Raw genomic sequence first — 19,747 nt, 5'->3', positions numbered from 1 at the left:
TAAACTCCTGTGGGGTATTCTCATGGCGCAAACGCTCTTTCCTTGCCCAGAGCCGGGGCCGCAATGTTCCGGGTGTGGCGTATTTCCTCCCATTCGGTAGTCTTTTTCACGAAGCTGCCCAGGGTGATGGGCAGCCAGGACAGGAGGAACAGCCAGTAAAACAGCAGCCCGCCCAGGATGCGCTGGTCCCATTTCCCCTCCGCCGTCAGCACCAAAGCCGCCGCCAGGGTGGACCAGAGCGCGGTAAACGCCAAATTCGCCGCCAGGGTCCCCACCAGCACCGCCGGGACTTGCCCCAGTGTCCGGCAGTCCAGACAGGCGGACAGCAGAGAGATGGCCAGCCCCGCCACCGCCGCCGCCTGATAGGCGGGAACCAGCAGGGTGGCCTCCAGGTCAGCCAGCGCCAGCCTCCGGCGGCGCGTTCTCCGCTCCCCGGCTGCCTGGCCCAGGTAGGTCTCCGCCACCTGGAGGGTTCCGCTGGACCATCGGCGGCGCTGGACCACGGACTGGGCATAAGTAAGGGGCTGTTCATCATATGTGATAGCCTTGGGGACCCAGTATACCCGCTCCCCCGCCAGCACGCACTGGGCGGTGAGCTCCAGGTCCTCGCTGACGGTTTGGGTGTTCCACCCGCCCAGGGCCTCCAGGGTCTCGGCCGACACCATAAATCCGGTGCCGTTGACCATGGCGGACAGGCCAAGCCCCGCCTTGCCGCCGTTGTGAAAGCGGTCCATCATCCAGTAATAGATGGAACAGCTGCCGGAGACCGGGGTGTCATAGGGGTTTTTGCTGTCCCGGTAGCCTTGGGCCACCCGGACCCCGGACTGGTATGCATTGTTCATCTCCGCCAGAAAATCCGGGTGGGCCAGGTTGTCCGCGTCAAAGACGCAGTAGGCATCATATCCCCGGCCCCGTATCCGCCGGTAGGCGAAGCGCAGCACCTCCCCCTTGGACCGAACGGGAACGGTACATTCCAGCACCTTCGCCCCAAAGCCTGCGGCGGCCCGGGCGGTATTGTCGGTGCAGTTGTTGGGGATGACCCAGATGTCGTACAGCTCCGCCGGGTAATTCTGGGTCAGCAGGCTGTTGATCAGCGGGCCGATGACCAGTTCCTCGTTCCGGGCGGCGATGAGGACGGCGAACCGGGTCCGGGCCGGGTGCCAGCCGTAGTCCTCCGGCTTCCGCCAGGACATGAGGGCGGTGACCAGATAATACCCTCCCCAAAGGGCAAGCCCCAGGCCAACCAGCTCGGACAGCGCCGAAAACACAGCGGCAAACCATTCCATACAGATCCCTCCTAAATTCTGCCACAATGCTATCAGGACTTTGTTAAGGAGAGGGTGGGAGGATCTTTAAGATTTGATAAAGAGATTCTTAATTTGATTTCGAGCCGGTTCCTTTTCCTTCGACCTTTGTTCACATTTTGTTTATTTGACATTTTTGCCAGAAAAAGTTATACTATTTTTGTAGATAACGCCAGATAACCACCCGTGGTCAGGAGCGCGTCCCCGTTGTGCTGTGGACGCAGTACTTTCCGCGGGCCATATTTTACACTTTTTTCGGAAGGGTAAAATATTCCGTCCGGTTGGCGTCCGGACAAGTCCGCCCCGCTCACCCAGGCGCCGCCCGCTTGCCAGGCGCCCACAGGAAAAGGAGGTCATTTTGCTTCGATTCGAGCACGTATCCATGTCTTACGGCAGCCAAACGATTCTACATGATCTGAATTTCGAGATCAAAGAGGGGCAGTTCGCCGTCTTTATCGGCCCCTCCGGCTGCGGCAAGACCACCACACTGAAGATGATCAACCGGCTCATCCAGCCGGACAGCGGCCACATCTATCTGGACGGCAAGGACATATCCTCCGTGGACCGCTACGAGCTGCGCCGCCACATCGGCTACGTGATCCAGCAGATCGGGCTGTTCCCCAACATGACGGTGGCCCAGAACATCTGTGTGGTGCCAAAACTGCTCAAATACCCCAAGGAAAAAAACGAACAGACGGTACGGGACATGCTGGCCATGGTGGATATGCCCTATGAGAAGTATGCCCACAAGTACCCCTCGGAGCTGTCCGGCGGCCAGCAGCAGCGTATCGGAATCCTCCGTGCCCTGGCGGCGTCGCCCCCCGTGGTGTTGATGGATGAGCCCTTCAGCGCCCTGGACCCCATGACCCGGCGCTCCCTCCAGCTGGAGGTGAAAAACCTTCAGCAGCGGCTGAATAAGACCATCGTCTTCGTCACCCACGACATGGAGGAGGCCCTGGATCTGGCCGACGTCATCGTCTTCATGGACAAAGGCCGCATCGTTCAGATGGCGCCCCCGGAGGAGATGCTGGAACACCCCGCCACCGAGCAGGTCAGGGAATTTTTGGGCAAGCATCTGCCCGCCCCCTCCCCCGCCGACATGACGGCCGCCGACTTCATGCGCACCGGCATCATCACCGTCAATCAGAACCGGGGCATTTACGAGTGCGTCAGCCGCATGCAGCACCACAACGTGGACACCCTGCTGGTGGTGGATGAACAAAAACGGTACCAGGGCACCGTGTCCATTGCGGACATCCGACTCACCGGGCACGTGGTCAAGACCATCGGCCCCCTGGTCCGGTGCACCACCCCCACGGTGACGGTGGGAGACAACGCCAAAGACTGCTTCGACCTGCTGATCTCCAGCGGCTTCCCCTATCTGGTGGTGCTCAACGAGGACCAGACGGTGGCCGGTATCATCACCAAGACCAGCATGGCCTCCGCCATGGCGGAGCACCTTTGGGGGTGATGGAATGAACGCTCTCCAATCGCTGTCCGCCGCCTGCTCCGCCATTCTTCCCAGACTGCTGGAGCATCTGGGCTACACCCTGGCCTCCGTCTCCATCGGCTTCCTGCTGGGCCTGGTGCTGGGCATCCTGCTCACCCGGACTCCCAAGCTGTCCCGGTGTATCCTGCCGGTGCTGTCGGTGCTGAACACCATCCCGGGCATCGTCTTCATCGGCGTGCTGTTCCTCTATCTGGGGCGGCGGTCCGCCACCGTCCTCATCGCCCTCTCCGTCTACGCCATGTTCCCGGTGCTGAAAAACACCTTCACCGGACTGAACGAGGTGGACGCCCAGTACAAGGAGGCGGCCCGGGGCTGCGGCATGGACCACTTCCAGCAGCTGGTCCTGGTTGAACTGCCCCTGGCCATGCCCACCATCATCGGCGGGCTGCGCATCGCCACCGTCTACACCGTCAGCTGGACCGTGGTGGCCTCCATGATCGGTCTGGGCGGACTGGGCGACTTCATCTACAAGGGAGTCAGTTCCAACAACAACGCCCTCATCCTCCAGGGAGCCATCCCCGCCGCCCTGCTGGCCTTCGTCCTGGGGACTCTGGTGGACATCCTGCAGCGCCATGTGGTCCCCCGAGGCCTGCGGAAAGGGAGGGATGAGGAATGACCTTTGCCATGGTTTGGGAGCATTTGCTTCTGGTCCTCTCCTCCCTGGTCATTGCTGTGGGGGTGGGCGTCCCTCTGGGACTGCTGTGCTACCTGACCCCGCGGCTGGGGAACGTTATCCTGCGGGTGGTGGATCTGATCCAGACCACTCCCGCCCTGGCCCTGCTGGGCATCATCATGGTGTTCCTGGGACCGGGCAAGCCCACGGTGATGATCGGCCTGGCCCTCTACTCCCTCCTCCCCATCGTCCGGAACACCTGCCTGGGCCTGAATCAGGTGTCCCCCCATCTGAAAGAGGCCGCCACCGGCATGGGGATGACCCCAGCCTACCGCCTGCTCCATGTGGAGCTCCCCCTGGCCATGCCCATGCTGTTCACCGGCGTCCGGATCGCCGTGGTCAACGCCATCGGCACCGCCGTCTTCGCCGCCTCAGTGGGCGGCGGGGGCATCGGCAGCGTCATCAACAGCGGCATCCGCCGCCGGAACATGGAGCTGATCCTGCTGGGCACCCTGGCCCTCATGGTCATGGCCCTGGTCTTGGACCTGCTCATGGGCTGGGCGGAGCGCCGCCTCAACAGGCGCGGCGGGAAAAAGCTGCCCGGCTGGGCCAAATGGACCGGAGGAGCCGCTCTGGCCGCGGCCTCAGTGGCCCTGATCGCCGCCATGCTGGTCCCCGCCAATACCGAGGGAAAGCTGGTCCTCTATGATGGGGACTACTCCGAGGTCAAGCTGATGCACAGCATGGTGAAGCAGCTGGTGGAGGACAAGACGGACCTGACGGTGGAGATCCGGGATCAGATGACCCAGGTGAATAACTACAACTCCCTGCGGGGGGACTCCCCCAGCTGCGACCTGATGTTCAGCTACGACGGCACGGTGCTGACCACCTTCCTGAAGCTGGACGTCACCGACGTACCCGAGGGCATGAGCCTGTATGATTTCGTCAACCAGGAGGTCAGCGCCCGGGAGGACCTGCATCTCATGGGCAAGGTGGGGCTGGACAACACCTACGCCCTGGGCGTCACCCGGGAGGTGGTGGAGCGGTACGGCGTCAAGACCATCAGCGAGCTGGCCACCTGCGCTCCCCAGCTGCGTCTGGGCGGCGAGCACGAGTTCTTTACCGCCGAGGGCAGCATGAAGTATCAGCCCTTTGTGGAATTCTACGGTCTGGCGTTCCAGGAGGCCATCCCCATGGACGCCGCCCTGAAATACAACGCCGTGGAGGAGGGCGCCTTCGAGGTCATGGTGGTCTACGCCACCGACGGCCTGAACAAGCGGGCGGGCCTCACCATTCTGGAGGATGACCGCTCCTTCTTCCCGGAGTACAACGGGGCCTTTCTGGTCCGGGACGACCTGTTTGAGCGGTTTTATGAGGCCGCCCCCAATCTGGAGGACGTGCTGGAGCTGCTCACCGGACAGGTGGACAATGACGCCATGGTATCCCTCACTTACGCCGTGGACGTGGAGGGCAAGGACATCACCCAGACGGCCCACGACTTCCTGGTGGAGCGGGGGCTGCTGGACAACTGAACCCACAACAACGCAGGCCCTGCCGGACAGTTCCGGCAGGGCCTGTGCTTTTCTCGATTCATAGGACGGCCCTTCCCCCGCATAGGCTGGAACCAGCTGAAAGATGGGAGGGCGCGCCATGGAGAGCCGCTTGGAGGAGCTTCGCTACAAAGAGGTCATCTGCGTCTCAGACGGCAGCCGTCTGGGCTATGTGGGGGACATGGAGCTGGATCTGGAGGAGGGGCGGGTCCTCGGTCTGATCCTCCCAGGCCGCCGGAGGCTGTTCGGCCTGCTGGGCCGGGAACCGGACCGCCGCATCCCCTGGGAGGCGGTGCGCCGCTTCGGGGATGACATCATTTTGGTGGAAAACAGCCCCGATCCTCCCTCTTTAGAAGAACCATAAGGGAAAACCGCCTTACAGTTCCGCCGCCGTTCCCGTGGCGAAAAACCAAAGCACCATTCTCCGGACCGGGCGGCCTAAAATGGCGGACAGGGCCCGGCTGTACGCCTCCAGCTGGGGGCGGTACTCCTCCGCCCGGGTCCGCTCCCCGCCGGGGGCGATCCGGTCGCTTTTGAAGTCCACCACTGTGACCCCATCTCCACCGTCAAACCAGGCGTCGATAACGCCCTGGAGCAGGACCTCCTCCCCCTCCTCCGCCTCGGGGTAGTAGTCCCGGGCGGGGACCAGAAGGGAGAATTTGAACTCCCGGCGGCACTCCTTGGCCCCGGCCATCTCCTGGCCCAGTGGGCTGGCAAAAAAGGCCGACAGCCGCTCCGGCTCCACCGCGTCTCCCTGGGCCTGCGTCAAAAACCCCTGGTCTACCAGCCGTTTCAGTTCCACACCGATGGCCTCTGGGCTGTGGTCCCCCGTCAGCGGCATGTACTGCATGGCCAGATGGAGGGCGGTCCCCCGCTGTGTGGGACTCAGGCCCTTCTCTCCGCCCCGGAAGTCAGGACGGTGGATGGGCGGCTGCTCCACCCGCTGGGCGGGGACAGGCGCTCCTTCCTCCGCCGCCTCCCGGTCTAACGGCCTGCCCTTGATCTGGGTGGCGGTGAGCTTGGAGGGGATGTTGGCGGAGGCCATATGGGAATAGCGCCAGGCCAGCCGTGCGGCCAGGTCCTTCGCTTCGCCCCTCTTTTCCTCCTCCGGCAGGCCGGCAAAACGGCCAGGACGCTCCTCCATCTGGCTGAGGGGCAGCCCCTCCACCCAGCGGATGTCCCAGGCGGGTCCCAGCGGGCCGCACTCCACCTCGGGCAGTCCGGCCATGGTCCGCAGCGGGGCGGCCTCGGGCCGGGTAAGGGCGTGGAGCAGCACCCACGCGCCCACATTCTGCTGGCTCTCCAGGGCCATGGGGGACACCGGGGCGGACAGGTCCTCCCCCAGCCGCTCCAGGGCCCGCAGCCCCTCAGGCAGAGCCAGGGTCAGGATCAGCTTCTCCTTTGCCCGGGTCATGGCCACGTACAGCAGCCGCAGCTCCTCCGACATCATCTCCCGTTCCAGCTGGCGGGCCACCGCCTGCCGGGCCAGGGTGGGATATTCCACCATCCGCTCCCGGTCCAGGCCCTTGGGACCCACCCCCAGAACAGGGTGGAACAGCACCGGACGCATCAGGTCGTCCCGGTTCAGCCAGCGGCTCAGGCCGCACAACAGCACCACAGGCTTCTCCAAGCCCTTGGACCGGTGGATGGACAGGATGGACACGCCCTCCCCCTCCCGGCCCGGTCCGGCGGTTGTCAGCTTGGCTCCGTTTTCCCGCATCCGGTCCAGCCGCAGCAGGAACTGAAACAGGGTCCGGCAGCCGGATTCCTCCAGCTGTCCGGCCAGGGCATAGAGGGAGAGCAGGTTGTCCTGCCGCTCCCGTCCCCCGTCCATGGCGCCGAAAACGCCCAGCAGGTTGGTCTTTTCATAAATGTGCCAGATCAGCTGGCGGCAGGTCCGGTCCCCCGCGCCGAAGCGCAGTTCCTCCAGTTCCTCCAGAAAGTCCCGGCATTCCCGGTCCCCCTGCTCCCCGGCATGGACCAGAGCGGAGTAGAAGTCCCCCTCCCAGTCCGCCCGGAGCAGGGCCAGCTTGTCCCCGGAGAAGCCGTACACCGGGGAGCGCAAAACAGCGATCAGGGGCACGTCCTGGCGCGGGTTGTCCACGATCCGCAGCATGGACAGGGCCACGCTGACCTCCGTGGTGTCAAAGAAATCCCCGCCGCCGTCGGCGGACCAGGGAATCCCCTCCTCCCCCAAAGCCCGCAGATAGTGGTGGAGGACGGAGCCGGGGCTGCGCAGCAGAATCATGATGTCCGAGGGGCGGACAGGCCGCTGCCCCTCCCCCTCGGCGATCATCAGGGGCTGGGCCAGCAGTTCCTTGATCCGGCGGGCGGCGTACCGCGCCTCCAGCAGGTCCTTGCTGTCCTTCTCCCCCTCCTGGTCCCCCAGGAAGGACAGGTCCAGGGCGTCCAGCTCCAGGGCATAGTCCGCCCCCTCAGGGAAGGCCGCCCCCGGGACCAGGGCCTGGTCCTCCGTGTAGTCCAGCTCCCCGAATTCTGTTGACATAATGTTTCGGAATAGGTCGTTGCATCCCTCCAGCACCTGGGGCCGGGAGCGGAAATTCCGGGACAGCACCCGCTTTCGGGGTTCCCCCTCCTTGGCCTGTTCCCCGGCGGCAAAGCGGCGGTACTTGTCCAAAAAGATGGTGGGATCAGCCAGCCGGAACCGGTAGATGGACTGCTTTACATCCCCCACCTGGAACAGCTTCCTCCCCCCGTCGGAGATGGCGGAGAAAATGGCGTTCTGGACCTGGTTGGTATCCTGGTACTCGTCCACCTGGACCTCCTCGAACCGGGCGGACCAGGCCTGGGCCAGGGCGGTGGGCGCTCCCGTTACATCCAGCAGCAGCTTCACCGCGAAGTGCTCCAGGTCGGAGAAATCCACCAGGGAGCGGCGGCGCTTTTCCGCGGCGTAGGCCCGCTGAAAGTCTATCACCAGGTCCATGAGGGCCTGGACGGCGGGCCGGGACAGTTCCAGCTCCTCCAGAAGCTGGGCGCTGGTCCCGGCGACCTGCTCCGCGCCCTTGTCCAACAGCTTTTTGCAGCGGGTCCGGATGGCCTTCATCCGCTCCCCCGCTACCGCGGCCCGCTCCTCCTCCATGGGGCTGACCTCTCCGGTACGCTTCTTCTTCCGTCCCGCAGCCGGGAAAGGAATGGGCAGGCGGGCAGCGGCCTCATCCCAGCCGTCCGCCCGGAGGAACTCCTCCACCCCCTCCAGAGAGGCGGACAGGGAGGGGCCGTAGTTCTGTTCCAGCAGCTCGTCCCCGGCGGTAAGCGCCAGGGCCTGGGCCAGCTTGTCCCGGCAGGCCTCCGCCGTCCGCTTGGCCTCCCCCAACAGCAGGGCGCCCCAGGCTGTCTGGGCCAGGTCGGACACCCCCTCCAGATTCCAGACCCGCTTCTGCTCCTCCAGCCAACGCTCCGGGTCCGGGTGGCTCTGGACCCGGCTGTGGATGTCCAGTACGATCTGGGCCAGGCGGCTGTCGTCCCGCCCGGCGGCCAGGGTATCGGCCAGCTGGGCGAAGGGCCCCTCCGGGTCCAGCCCCTCGTACCGCTTGTCCAGAACGTCTTCCAGAGTCCGGGCCATCAGGACCTGGGCCTCCCCCTCGTCGCACAGCCGGAAGTCCGGGTCCAGGTCCAGCAGGTGGCCGCTCTCCCGCAGGAGAGCGGAGCAGAAGGCGTGGATGGTGGAGATATGGGCCTGATAGACCAGAGTGGACTGGCGGCGCAGGTGGCGGTCGTTCGGCCGCTCCGCCAGCCGCGCGGCCAGCTCCTGGGCAACGCGGGAGCGTAGCTCGGCGGCGGCGGCTTTGGTGTAGGTGATGACCAGAAATCGGTCGATGTCCAGCCCCTCCCCGGTCACCCGGTCCAGCAGCCGCTCCACCAGCACACGGGTCTTCCCCGACCCGGCCGCGGCGGACACCAGCAGTTCCCCGCCCCGGTCATTCACGATTTTTTGTTGTTCTTCCGTCAGAGGAAAGGCCATGACGCCGCCTCCTTTCCTGGAGTAGGGCAAGAGCTCTGCCCTTGCCATCCAACGGTCATATCAGCATGAGGGGCCAGTTTGCAAGGCAGAAGCTTTATGATGACCGTTGCTCAAAGTATTGTAGGGTGGCCCTTTTGGGCCGCCGCGTTCAGGGACCACGGACGTTGGAATATCGCCTGCGGGCGGGATGAAGAATAAGAGATTTCGCCCTGCGGGGCGTTGTCTTTGACTGCGTCGATCCCCTTCGCTGTGTGCAGCTTGATTCAGCGACGACCCATATCCGCTCGTCCCGCAGAGCGCAGACTACCGCCCTACAAACCAAAAGTAATCTTTATCACAAAATCAGCACAAAGGTCCCCGCGGCGATCAGCGCGCCGCCCAGAACCTTGGTCACCGTGACCTTCTCCCCCAGCACCAGGAAGGCCAGCACCATGGAAATGACCACGCTGAACTTGTCGATGGGAATGACCTTGCTGGCCTCTCCGATCTGGAGGGCATGAAAATAGCACATCCAGGACAGGCCGGTGGCCAGGCCGGAGAGCACCAGGAAGACCCACCCCCGGGTGGTGATGTCGCTGATCCCAGTATGCTTCCCGGTGGCGAAGACGATGGCCCAGGCCATGACCAGAACAACGACGGTCCGGATGGCGGTGCCCAGGTTGGAGTTGATGCCGTCCATCCCCAGTTTGGCAAAGATCCCGGTCAGCGCGGCGAAGACGGCTGACAGCAGCGCGAAAACAGCCCACATAATAGAATCCCCCTCCTTTTTGTTACTCTTTCAGCACGCTGAGGAACTTTTCGATCCGAATGCCCTTGTTCTTCTCGATCTCGTCCTGTTCCAGGAAAATGAGCCGCTCCAGCACATCCATGGCCCGCTTCACCGCCGGACGCAGGGGCTTGCCGGCCAGCAGCTCCCCCACCAGCACGGCGGAGAACATATCGCCGGTCCCCGGGAAATGGACCTTGATAAACCGGAAGGGAATGGTGAAATATTCCCCCGTGTTCCCGTCATAGCCCCAGACCACATGGTTCCCGGACTCCTGCTCCACGCCGCTGGTGATGACCACCGAGCGGGGGCCGAAGGCCAGCAGTCTGTCCACCACCCGGCGGGCCTCCTCCTTGTTCAGGGACTCCCGGCCCTCATACAGGCCGGTGAGAAACTGGGCCTCGGTGAGGTTGGGCACGATGACGTCGGCCACCCCGATGAGGCGGCGCATATTCTCCACCGTCTCCTCCGTCACCCCGTTGTAGAGCTTGCCGTCGTCCCCCATGATGGGGTCGGTCATGACCAGCAGGCCCTCCTTCTTCTGGCTGGCGATGAAATCCCGGATGATGCCCACCTGGGCCGCCGAGGCCAGAAAGCCGGTGGTGATGCAGTCGAACTGAAACCCCAGCTGCTTCCACACGTCAATGGCCTTTACCATATAGTCGGTGGTGTCCAGGATGGTGAATTTCCCATAGTCCAGAGTGTTGGACACCAGAGCGGTGGGCAGGTTGTAAATGCTGTGTCCCAGGTTGGACAGGATGGGCAGCATGGCCGCCAGAGCCACCTTGCCGTACCCCGGCATATCGTTGATGATCAGAATGTTTTTGTTGTCTTCCACGGTTCTTCCCTCTTTTATGATATATGATATTATGATATACCGCCCCGCGGCGCTCAGCCCTTCTCCAAAAATTCCAGCACCAGGCTGTTGAACTGCTCCGGGTTCTTCCGGGCCAGGAAGTGGTCCCCCGGCAAAATGGCCAGCCGGGCGCTGGGAATGGGCGCGGCGATGGACCGGGTATGGGATTCCAGGATCATGTCCTTCTCCCCGGCCACCACCAGGGTGGGCATCCGCAGGCTCCGCAGGGCCAGGTGGTCAATGTGGGGCTGGGTCACCATCAGGTCCACCATCTCAAATTCCGCTTTCTTCCCGGGGTCCGCCGCCTCCAGGACCTTGAGCCAGGTCCACTTGGCCTTGTCGGCCAGCCGGACGCTCCGCTTCAGGCCGTCAGGCTCCAGGTTCGCCCCGTCCACCACCAGCTTTTCGATGTACTGGGGATACTTCAAGGCGAAGATCAGGGCGATGTTGCCCCCGTCGGAAAAGCCCAGCAGATGGCACCTGGAAATGCCCAGACCGTCCAGAAACTCCTTCAGGTCCTCCGCGAACTGTTCCAGGGTGAAGGGCGCCTCCCCCCGTGGGGACTTGCCGTGCCCCCGGGTATCCGGCGCAATGACCCGGTAGCGGAGGGAGAAGGGCTCCATCTGATGCTCGAAGTAGCTGTGGTCCTCCCCGTTGCCGTGGAGCAGCACCAGGGGAAAGCCCTCCCCCGCCTCAACATAATGCAGTTCAATGTCCATATCCGTTCCTCACAGTCCTGTGCCCGCCAGGGGCAGTATATTGATCACCGGCTCCTCGTAGGGGTGGGCCGATTTGATGGCGCTTACTGTCTCCGCCAGCCGTCCTTCCCGGCAGCAGACCTCGATCTTGATCTCCTCCGCCTGGGACAGCTCCCCCGCCCGGCCGTCATAGGGGCAGGCGCCCTCCAGAGGCCGCCAGCAGCTGTTCACCCGGCTCCAGGACAGGCAGCGGTCGTAATTGCCGATGTGGCCCGCGTCCACGGACCAAAGGGCCTCCCGCACCGCCCCCAAATGGCTCTCTGGGACGAAGATCTCCAGTTTATAGATCCGTTCACTCATGGCGCTCCTCCAGATTCTCCCAGAACTCCCGGGCCCCCACCGACGGCAGCCAGCGGCGGCAGTCGCCGCCCCGGCCCTCCTCGAACTGGCAGGCGTCCGCGTAGTCGCACCAGCGGCAGGCGTTCTTCTCCGGCCCCCGCCAGAAGGGGTCGGCGGAGATGTCCCCCCGGGCCAGCTCCCGGCAGATCTCCTCCAGCACCTTCTGGATGTGGCGGCCCAGCTTGCCCAGCTGCTCCGCCGTGGCCAGCGCCTCCCCGGAGATGGCTCCGGTGGATCTGGACACCTTCAGGGGCAGGAAGCGGTAGCCGCCCTCCCCGGCGGGCTCCATGGCCTCCAGCACGGCGGGATCGTCCAGCACCAGGCCGCTGCGCCGCAGTTCCTTGTCCATGGTCTTCCGCCAGACCTCGTCGCTCATGAGACGGCTGCCCCGGACCACCGCGTCCCGGGCGGGGAGGTAGAGCACGCCGGCCCCCTCCACAGGCAGGCCGTAGAGGCTCTCCCCCTTGCCCTCCAAGGTGAACAGGTATAGGAGCATCTGCAGCCCCAGGCCGTTCCACACCTCGGTGAGGTCAAAGGACTTCCTGCCGGTCTTATAGTCCACCACCCGCAGGTACAGCCGCCCGTCATGGACCCAGCCGTCCACCCGGTCCACGAATCCGGTGACGCTGATGGTCACATCGTCCACCGTCAGCTCCACAGGGGGCAGGTCCTCCTTCCGGCCAAAGCCCAGTTCGAAGGAGATGGGCTTGAACTGGGAGCTCAGCAGTTCTTCCGCCACATTGTCCACCACCGCCTGGACGGACCGGAGCAGACGTCGGAACAGGTAGCGGAACCGGTCGGACTGGCCCTCCAGTCCCCCCAGCTCCTCGGACACATAGCGGTCCACCGCCTCCTGGGTCAGCTGCCGCAGCCGCTTTTTCCGGTCCTCCAGCACCGTCCCCTCCATGCCGGGCAGGGCAGTCTGCCGGAACATCTCATCCCGGAGCACGTGCTCCAGCACATAGTGGACAAAGGTCCCGTACTCAGGGGCTGTAAAGCCGGCAGGCTTGCGGGGTTCCGCCTTTAATCCGTAGCGCATGAAGTAGGAGAAGTGGCAGGATTTGTACTTGTCCATCCGGGAGGCGGACATGGGGACCCGCTTCCCGTACAGGCGGTCCACCGCGGGCCGGGACAGGCTCCCCCGCTCCCACTGGGCCGCCCGGAGCAGCCGCTCCACCTGAGGGGCGTACTGGGGCAGACCCTCCAGAGCCTGACGGGCAGCCGGGTCCCGCCCCGCCTGCTCCAAAGCGGGCAAGGGGGCTTCCAGGCGGAAGGAGCCGTTTAATTCTTCCTCTTTGACCCATTTTAAATCGGAAAACAGCAGCCTGAACCGCTCCGCCAGAAAGCTGGGGCGGCGCTCCTCGCCCCCCGCCCCCTGGGCGGGCCAGGATACCAGCAGACGCCGGCTGGGCCGGGCGCAGGTGAGGTACACCGTGGTCATCTCCCGGTAGAGCAGCTCCCGGGTGGAGCCGTTCAGTTCCAAGCCGTAGGCAGCCAGCAGGGTGCGGTCATCATCGGACAGCAGCCCGGCGGAGGCCCCCACCTGGGGGATGGACGCGTCATCCGCCCCCAGGAGGATCAGGGCCTTGACCCGGTGCCCGGTCTGGCGGGTGGTCTCTCCCGCCGTCACCCGGTCCAGGGAAACAGGGATGGTGCCCACGTCGTACTGGGACAGCACCAGCCGGAACAGCAGGGCGAACTCCTCCAGCTCCATGGGCGTGTCCCCCAGCAGCGCGGCGCACTGCTCCAGACCCGCGCATAAGATCTCCCACAGCTGGCGGTACTCGTCGGCCAGGGCGGGCTGTCCCCGCCGGGACAGCTCCTCCACCCGCCGGGACAGCCGGTCCGGGAGGCCGATGGTTTCCATAAAGCTGTAAAGTGTTTCCACCTGACCCTTCCCGGTTTTCATAGGATTTTTCCGCAGCAGCTCCAGCGGCTCCGCCACCTGGCGGCGGGACCGGTCCAGGCGCGCCAGCAGCGCCCTGTCCTCCTCCTCCAAGGGGAATCCATAGCCCCTGGGGTGCCAGGTCCAGGGTTTGGCCTGGGTCCAGCGGCTGCCCCGGATGTCCCATTTCAGCACATAGTTTTCCAGCAGGTCCCGGTCCTCCTCCGGCAGGTCGGTCAGGCCGGTCTTTAAGTAACGAAACACATCATCATATGTGTAGCCCCCCGCCACCGTATCCAGGGCGGCGGTGACCAGGGCCAGCACCGGCTTCTCCAGAATGTCGGTCATCACAGAGGAGAACACCGGCACTCCGTACCGGGGAAACACCGACTCCACCAGGTCCCGGTAGGCACCGTAGTTCCGGGCGGCCACCCCAATGTCCCGGAAGCGCAGCCCCTCCTCCCGGACCAGACCGAGGATGCGGGACGCCGCCCACTCCACCTCAGACCGGGGACCCAGGGCCCGGAACAGCTCCACCGCTCCCTCCGCCGGCACCGGCTCTGTGTTCCGGTGTGCAAAGAGGTTTTCTTCCAAGAATTTCAACGGCTCCGCTTTCACGGGGCAACTGCCGACAAGGTGTTCCACTTCACAGGAAACCCCCGATTTTTGTGCCAGGCGGATGAGCCATGCCGCCGTCTTTCTGGCCGGCGAGAAAATGCCAGTTCCCCCCTCGTCTTCCTCCAGATGGTCGCAGGTGAGGGTGACGGTCACCGTCTCAGCCTGGACCAGCAGGCGGCGCAGCACCTCCCCCTGCTGGGGGGTAAAGTCCGTGAAGCCGTCCAGCCACAGGTCCTTCCCCTTGGCCCAGGGACAGCCCTCCAGCTTCTCCGCCGCCCTGGTCAGCCGGTCCCGGGGGTCCAGGGCGATGTGGGCGGTGAGGGCGTCGTAGGCCCCGCAGATCAGGCCCAGGTCCCGCAGCTTGTCTCCCTCAGGGCCACCCACCTCCTGTCCGGCGGTGATGAGGGCCTCGGGGGGCACGCAGCAGCTTTTCAGCTCGTCCACCGTGGCCAGCAGGGACTGAAGAAACGCGGGCCGCCGGGAGGGTCGGGCATACACCGTCAGCGCTCCGGACACCGACTTGACGGCGCTGTACATCAGTAGCAGCCGTCCGCCCCCGTCCAGTTCCTCCACTCCCAGCCCTCCGGCCTGCTGGAACACACGGTTGGCCAGACGGCTGAAGGACAGGACCTCGGCGTACAGGGAGACTCCGCTTCCCCCCGCCTTACACAGGGCCCGCTCCGCCTCATGGGACTGCTGCTCGGGCACCATGAGCACCTGGGGCCGCTCCCGTCCCGCCTTGCACAGGCGGTCCAGCACCGCGGTGGTTTTGCCCGACCCGGCCCGTCCCAGGATCAGTTTCAGCATCTGTCTCCCCCCTTTGTGGAAAAATCAGGATCTCCGCGCCGCAGACGCAGGTTTCACCAGCCGTTCCGCCGCCGGCGCGGCGGCTCACTAAGAGAAATTATTATACCATATTTCGCCCGTCAAAAAAAGAGCCGGGAAGAAAATGTTACTTTTGGACAGAAAAACATGGCCGCACCCGAAATGGATGCGGCCACGTGGTCTGTCAGTTGGGGTTGACGGTATAGTTGGGGGCTTCCTTGGTGATATAGATGTCGTGGGGGTGAGATTCCCGGAGGCCGGCGGCGGTGATCTGCATAAACTGAGCCTTGCTCTGGAGCTCCTCCACCGTGTGACAGCCGGTATAGCCCATGCCGGCCTTCAGGCCGCCCATGAGCTGGTACACGGTCTCACCCACAGCTCCCTTGTAAGGTACGCGGCCCTCCACGCCTTCGGGAACCAGCTTCTTGTTGTTCTGCTGGAAGTAGCGGTCCTTGGAGCCCTTATTCATAGCGGCCAGGGAGCCCATGCCCCGGTAAACCTTGAACTGGCGGCCCTGGAACACCTCGGTGTCGCCGGGGGATTCCTCACAGCCGGCCAGCAGGGAGCCCAGCATGACCACGCTGGCGCCGGCGGCCAGAGCCTTGGCGATGTCGCCGGAGTACTTGATGCCGCCGTCGGCAATGATGGGGATGTCGTACTTGGCGGCCACGCAGGCTGCGTCATAGACGGCGGTGATCTGGGGCACGCCGATACCGGCCACCACACGGGTGGTGCAGATGGAGCCGGGGCCGATACCGATCTTGACGCAATCGGCGCCCGCCTCGATCAGGGCTTTGGTGCCCTCGGCGGTGGCTACGTTGCCGGCGATCAGCTGCACGTCGGGGTACAGGGACTTGATGCGCTTGACGCAGTTCAGGATGTTCTGGGAGTGGCCGTGGGCAGAATCCAGGGCCAGCACGTCGGCGCCGGCCTCCACCAGAGCCGCCACGCGGTCCAGCACGTCGGAGGTGACGCCGATGGCGGCGCCCACCAGCAGGCGGCCCTTCTCGTCACGGGCGGAGTTGGGATAGACCTCGGCCTTCTCGATGTCCTTGATGGTGATCAGGCCCTTCAGGTGAAAGTCCTTGTCCACGATGGGCAGCTTCTCGATCTTGTGCTGGCGGAGGATCTCCCGGGCCTCGGTGAGGGTGGTGCCCTCGGGGGCGGTGACCAGGTTCTCCTTGGTCATCACGTTGTCGATGAGCTGGTTCATATCGGTCTCGAACTTCATATCACGGTTGGTGATGATGCCGATCAGCTTGCCGTTGTCGCAGATGGGCACGCCGGAGATCCGGAACTTGGCCATCAGCTCGTCGGCCTCCGCCAGGGTGTGGCCCGGACCCAGCCAGAAGGGGTTGGTGATTACGCCGTTCTCGCTGCGCTTCACCATGTCCACCTGTTCCGCCTGCTGGCTGATGGACATATTCTTATGGATGATGCCAAGACCGCCCTCACGGGCGATGGCGATGGCCATGCGGTACTCGGTCACGGTATCCATGGCGGCGCTGACAAGGGGAATGTTCAGATGGACCTTGCGGGTCAGGCGGGTGCGCAGATCGATGTCGGCAGGGAGCACATCGCTGGCTGCGGGGATCAGCAGCACGTCATCGAAGGTGAGCCCCTGCTTGACAAACTTCTGGGCGGCGTCCTGATTGACCATACACTACAACTCCTTTTCTTTACCCCCGGCGGGCCGGGGCTTCTCTTTAGACTTCTGTAAGGATATTAGGCATATTTTAACTCCCCCGTCCGGGGTTGTCAAGGAAGCACTTTGCCAAAAAACATGGCCGCTTCAAAGCGGGATTTGCCGCTCTCGTCGATTCCCCGGACATAGGACTCCTCCGGCGACTCCGCCGCCTCCATGACGATCAGGTCCCCGGGGCGGCACTCGGCCAAATAACCGATCTGCATGGAGGACAAAAACCGGTCCTCGGGCAGCGTCTCCATTCCCAGGGCATCACAGGCGAAGTCGGCGTACCGGGTGTTGTTTACATGGCCGTTGATGTCAGTATCACTGTACCGCATGAGGCGGCGCTCCACCTCCCGCAGTTCCTCCGGGCAGCGCAGCTTACTGAGGGTGCGGGTCTTGCACAGCTCCCCGCCCCCGGTACCCTCCAGTTCCTGGATAGTGGACAGGCGCATCAGCTTGTGGCTCTCCACATGGGCCAGCACCCAGCCGGACACCGACTCCCCCACCGGAACGCCGTCCGCCAGAATGTCGTAGTCCCGGTACATCATGGCGGCCTTGCCGCCCCGGTGCCAGGTGCGGATGGTGATGTCCTCCTCCCACCGCAGGGGGCGGTCCAGATGGTACCAGGACCGGGCCAACATCCAGAAGGCTCCGTATTTCTCGATCAAGGTTTCCCGAGAAAAGCCCCCGTCCTCCGCCGCCAGGGTAGCGGCGATCTGGAGGTGGTTCAGGAGCGCCGAAGCCTTACAGATCCCCCTGCTGTCCACGTCCATGCCGGCCAGGCGGACCTTGTGTTCGTAATACATGCTCATTCCTTCTCTTTTCCCCGGATCAGCAGGTTGGTCTTGCAGCAGATGTCGTCGATGTCGTCCGCCGTGGCGGCAGGGACGCGCATCTGGGCCCCGCACTCGGCGCAGATCAGGTCCACGGAACTGTAATTCACCTGGAAGGTCCAGTTCCTGCTGCCGCAGGCGCAGGAGATGCCCCCCCGCTGGGCGATATCCTTGATCTCAGACAGCACCTCGTGCATGACGATCTCGTCCAGGAACGCGCCCTTCTCCTCGGCGTCCTCCTCCAGCTTGTCCACCGCCTGCTCCAGGCGGGCGGTGGCGGCGTAGACGGGGCCCTCCTCCCCCACATAGCAGCAGTCCAGCCCGGAGGCGGCGCAGGAGAAGGCCAGAGCCTTCTCCCGGATAAAGGCGTGGGAGGGACAGGAAACCGTATGCTCCCGGCCGCAGAACAGACAGGGCACCGTCAGCTGGACCCGGTTGGGCATGAAGTCCACCGTCAGCTCCGACTTGCCGCAGGGGCACTTGATGTGGTTGGTGGAGGCGGCCAGGGAAAACAGGTCCCGCTCCACGATCACCGACTGCCGGCAGTGGGGGCAGATGTAGGATAAAAAGCGTTTTTTCTCATGTTCCATCAAATGGGTTCTCCTTTGTGTCAATGGCTGGGCCTTCCCGGGCATCCGGACCGGAGGCCCACAGCCCCGCCATTCTCATTTCTTCCGGAAATTCTTGCTGCCGCCCTTGTGGAAGGGAGGCTTGTTCTGGTCAGGCTTCCGCTCAATATCCGCCTTGTTCTTCTCAAAGGCGTCGATGATCTTGCCCACCAGCCGGTGGCGGACCACGTCGGCTCCGGACAGGCGGATCACCTTGATGTCCTCGATACCTTCCAAAATCTGGGCGCACCGCTCCAGGCCCGAATCCTCGGGGGAGGGCAGGTCGATCTGGGTCACGTCGCCGGTGAGCACCATTTTGGAGCCCTCGCCCAGACGGGTCAGGATCATCAGGTGCTGGGAGAGGGACATATTCTGGCACTCGTCACACAGCAGGAACATGGATTTCAGGGTCCGGCCCCGCATATAGGCCAGAGGCGCGATCTCGATGATTCGCTTTTCCATATAGCTCTGCACCGTCTCCGGGCCCAGCATCTCGTCCAGGGCGTCGTACAGGGGGCGCAGGTATGGGTCCACCTTATTCTGAAGGTCGCCGGGGAGGAAGCCCAGCTTCTCCCCTGCCTCCACCGCCGGACGGCACATGACGATCTTGTTCACCTTTTTGTCCTTCAGGGCCCGGACGGCCTCGGCCACCGCCAGATAGGTCTTGCCGGTGCCGGCGGGACCGATGGAGATGGTGACGGTGTTCTCCTCGATGGCCTTGATATACTTCCGCTGTCCCAGGGTGCGGCACTTCACCGGAGCGCCGCTGTAGGTATAGGCCACCACGTCCTTCATGGCGGTGACAGTCTCCTCCGCCCGGCCCTGGCGCACCGACTCCAAAGCCCGCACCACGGCGAACTCGTCGATTTTTTCCCCGATGCCCCGCATCTTGTTCAGCATCCCCAGGGTCTGGACCGCCAGGCGCAGATTCCCCTCGTCCCCGCCGGAGACCTCCACGTCCCCGTCCCGGGTGATGAGCTTGACCCCCAGCTCCCGTTCCAGGATCTTCAAATTGGTGTCGCTGATGCCAAACAGGTCCTGCATGGTCAGGACATCCAGTTCAATCTTCTCTGAAGCCAACAGTTTTGTCCTCGCTTCCGTGTGGTATTTTTTCTAGTATATGCTTTTTTTCTTCTTATTTCAATATGGAAATTCGCGCGGTCCTGACCGGCGGAGGGGGCAAGCCCCCGCCCTGCCGCGTAGGCAGCCCATGGCCGGGCGCAGGGCGGCGCGCCTCTAAAGGGTCTCCCCATCCTCCCCGGGGGCGGGTTCCTGGGGCAGGAGGGTGGTACCCGGCACCTCCCTGCCGATCTCCTCCCGGCACTCCGCTGTCAAAGTCACCTGGAGCCGGCCCTCCGCCACCCGGGCGGAGTAATCCACGGACGTGACGGTACCGTCCTCCCCCACCAGCTTCTCCAGCCGCTCCAGCAACCGGCCCTCCAGCAGGTTCTGGGCCGCCTCCAGGTCCACCTCCGCCGTCCGGGTGGTGTAGGCCCGCCGGGTCTCCCGCTCCAGGGAGAGGGGCAGCGTCACGCCGCCCGGCAGGACCGCCTGCCAGGTTTCGGCCCTCTGCTCCCACCCCGGCCCCGCCGCTCCGCCCCCCCACAGGG

Annotated in this window: 16 protein-coding genes; 4 read left to right on the top strand and 12 right to left on the bottom strand. The window is 64.2% G+C overall.

Annotation, left to right across the window (positions count from 1 at the left end; translation table 11 throughout):
- Positions 1–20: 20 nt before the first annotated feature.
- Positions 21–1,286 carry a glycosyltransferase family 2 protein gene (locus tag I6E42_RS09020; protein WP_235371592.1) on the bottom strand — a complete coding sequence of 422 codons (1,266 nt, stop codon included), beginning with the start codon at positions 1,284–1,286 and terminating at the stop codon, positions 21–23.
- Positions 1,287–1,662: 376 nt separating this feature from the next.
- On the opposite strand from I6E42_RS09020, the gene I6E42_RS09015 reads away from it, so the two are divergent.
- The 4 genes from I6E42_RS09015 to I6E42_RS09000 all read left to right on the top strand — a co-directional run bounded on the left by I6E42_RS09015 (position 1,663) and on the right by I6E42_RS09000 (position 5,341).
- Positions 1,663–2,775 carry a betaine/proline/choline family ABC transporter ATP-binding protein gene (locus I6E42_RS09015; protein WP_235371591.1) on the top strand — a complete coding sequence of 371 codons (1,113 nt, stop codon included), beginning with the start codon at positions 1,663–1,665 and terminating at the stop codon, positions 2,773–2,775.
- Between the two features lie 4 nt (positions 2,776–2,779).
- The gene (locus I6E42_RS09010) at positions 2,780–3,430 is read left to right on the top strand and encodes an ABC transporter permease (RefSeq protein WP_235371590.1); all 651 of its coding nucleotides are present in this window, start codon (positions 2,780–2,782) and stop codon (positions 3,428–3,430) included.
- Entirely contained in the window at positions 3,427–4,959 is a 1,533-nt protein-coding gene (locus tag I6E42_RS09005; RefSeq protein ID WP_235371589.1) for a glycine betaine ABC transporter substrate-binding protein, read from the top strand. Before I6E42_RS09010 ends, I6E42_RS09005 begins: the two co-directional genes overlap by 4 nt.
- 118 nt (positions 4,960–5,077) lie before the next feature.
- Positions 5,078–5,341, top strand: a complete 264-nt coding sequence (locus tag I6E42_RS09000) for a YlmC/YmxH family sporulation protein (RefSeq protein ID WP_235371588.1) — start codon at positions 5,078–5,080, stop codon at positions 5,339–5,341.
- 12 nt (positions 5,342–5,353) lie between these two features.
- Here the strand turns inward: I6E42_RS09000 and addA are convergent, their stop codons facing one another.
- The 11 genes from addA to I6E42_RS08940 all read right to left on the bottom strand — a co-directional run.
- Complete coding sequence (addA, locus tag I6E42_RS08995; protein ID WP_235371587.1) at positions 5,354–8,959, bottom strand: helicase-exonuclease AddAB subunit AddA; 3,606 nt, start codon at positions 8,957–8,959, stop codon at positions 5,354–5,356.
- Between the two features lie 334 nt (positions 8,960–9,293).
- A complete protein-coding gene (locus tag I6E42_RS08990) occupies positions 9,294–9,707 on the bottom strand; it encodes an EamA family transporter (protein ID WP_235371586.1) in 414 nt (137 codons plus the stop codon).
- Positions 9,708–9,729: 22 nt separating this feature from the next.
- Positions 9,730–10,563, bottom strand: a complete 834-nt coding sequence (locus I6E42_RS08985) for a pyridoxamine kinase (RefSeq protein ID WP_235371585.1) — start codon at positions 10,561–10,563, stop codon at positions 9,730–9,732.
- 53 nt (positions 10,564–10,616) lie between these two features.
- A complete protein-coding gene (locus I6E42_RS08980; protein ID WP_235371584.1) occupies positions 10,617–11,300 on the bottom strand; it encodes an alpha/beta fold hydrolase in 684 nt (227 codons plus the stop codon).
- A gap of 9 nt (positions 11,301–11,309) precedes the next feature.
- Positions 11,310–11,639, bottom strand: a complete 330-nt coding sequence (locus I6E42_RS08975; RefSeq protein WP_235371583.1) for a YqfO family protein — start codon at positions 11,637–11,639, stop codon at positions 11,310–11,312.
- Complete coding sequence (locus I6E42_RS12760) at positions 11,632–14,988, bottom strand: PD-(D/E)XK nuclease family protein (protein WP_268841951.1); 3,357 nt, start codon at positions 14,986–14,988, stop codon at positions 11,632–11,634. The genes I6E42_RS08975 and I6E42_RS12760 overlap by 8 nt, the downstream gene beginning before the upstream one ends.
- A 202-nt stretch (positions 14,989–15,190) precedes the next feature.
- Positions 15,191–16,666, bottom strand: a complete 1,476-nt coding sequence (gene guaB, locus I6E42_RS08960; RefSeq protein ID WP_235371582.1) for an IMP dehydrogenase — start codon at positions 16,664–16,666, stop codon at positions 15,191–15,193.
- Between the two features lie 98 nt (positions 16,667–16,764).
- Entirely contained in the window at positions 16,765–17,502 is a 738-nt protein-coding gene (locus I6E42_RS08955; RefSeq protein WP_235371581.1) for an acyl-[acyl-carrier-protein] thioesterase, read from the bottom strand.
- Positions 17,503–17,504: 2 nt separating this feature from the next.
- Entirely contained in the window at positions 17,505–18,119 is a 615-nt protein-coding gene (locus tag I6E42_RS08950) for a hypothetical protein (protein WP_235371580.1), read from the bottom strand.
- A 75-nt stretch (positions 18,120–18,194) separates the two neighbouring features.
- Positions 18,195–19,217, bottom strand: a complete 1,023-nt coding sequence (locus I6E42_RS08945; RefSeq protein ID WP_235371579.1) for a PhoH family protein — start codon at positions 19,215–19,217, stop codon at positions 18,195–18,197.
- A 156-nt stretch (positions 19,218–19,373) separates the two neighbouring features.
- Positions 19,374–19,747, bottom strand: a 374-nt coding sequence (locus I6E42_RS08940; RefSeq protein WP_235371578.1) for a sporulation protein YqfD, incomplete at its 5' end; no start/stop codon positions are given.

This window comes from Pseudoflavonifractor phocaeensis (genome assembly GCF_021531815.1).
GTDB lineage: Bacteria > Bacillota > Clostridia > Oscillospirales > Oscillospiraceae > Lawsonibacter > Lawsonibacter phocaeensis_A.
The sequence above is the reverse complement of the archived record's forward strand: the minus strand, read 5'-3'. Positions and strand labels throughout refer to the sequence as shown.

Bases quoted from the DNA above. Each gene is read 5' to 3' on its own strand.
- I6E42_RS09020 (WP_235371592.1), bottom strand. From the start codon at position 1,286: ATGGAATGGTTTGCCGCTGTGTTTTCGGCGCTGTCCGAGCTGGTTGGC.
- I6E42_RS08980 (WP_235371584.1), bottom strand. From the start codon at position 11,300: ATGGACATTGAACTGCATTATGTTGAGGCGGGGGAGGGCTTTCCCCTG.
- I6E42_RS09000 (WP_235371588.1), top strand. From the start codon at position 5,078: ATGGAGAGCCGCTTGGAGGAGCTTCGCTACAAAGAGGTCATCTGCGTC.
- I6E42_RS09010 (WP_235371590.1), top strand. From the start codon at position 2,780: ATGAACGCTCTCCAATCGCTGTCCGCCGCCTGCTCCGCCATTCTTCCC.
- addA (WP_235371587.1), bottom strand. From the start codon at position 8,959: ATGGCCTTTCCTCTGACGGAAGAACAACAAAAAATCGTGAATGACCGG.
- I6E42_RS12760 (WP_268841951.1), bottom strand. From the start codon at position 14,988: ATGCTGAAACTGATCCTGGGACGGGCCGGGTCGGGCAAAACCACCGCG.
- I6E42_RS08955 (WP_235371581.1), bottom strand. From the start codon at position 17,502: ATGTATTACGAACACAAGGTCCGCCTGGCCGGCATGGACGTGGACAGC.
- guaB (WP_235371582.1), bottom strand. From the start codon at position 16,666: ATGGTCAATCAGGACGCCGCCCAGAAGTTTGTCAAGCAGGGGCTCACC.
- I6E42_RS08990 (WP_235371586.1), bottom strand. From the start codon at position 9,707: ATGTGGGCTGTTTTCGCGCTGCTGTCAGCCGTCTTCGCCGCGCTGACC.
- I6E42_RS08950 (WP_235371580.1), bottom strand. From the start codon at position 18,119: ATGGAACATGAGAAAAAACGCTTTTTATCCTACATCTGCCCCCACTGC.
- I6E42_RS09005 (WP_235371589.1), top strand. From the start codon at position 3,427: ATGACCTTTGCCATGGTTTGGGAGCATTTGCTTCTGGTCCTCTCCTCC.
- I6E42_RS08975 (WP_235371583.1), bottom strand. From the start codon at position 11,639: ATGAGTGAACGGATCTATAAACTGGAGATCTTCGTCCCAGAGAGCCAT.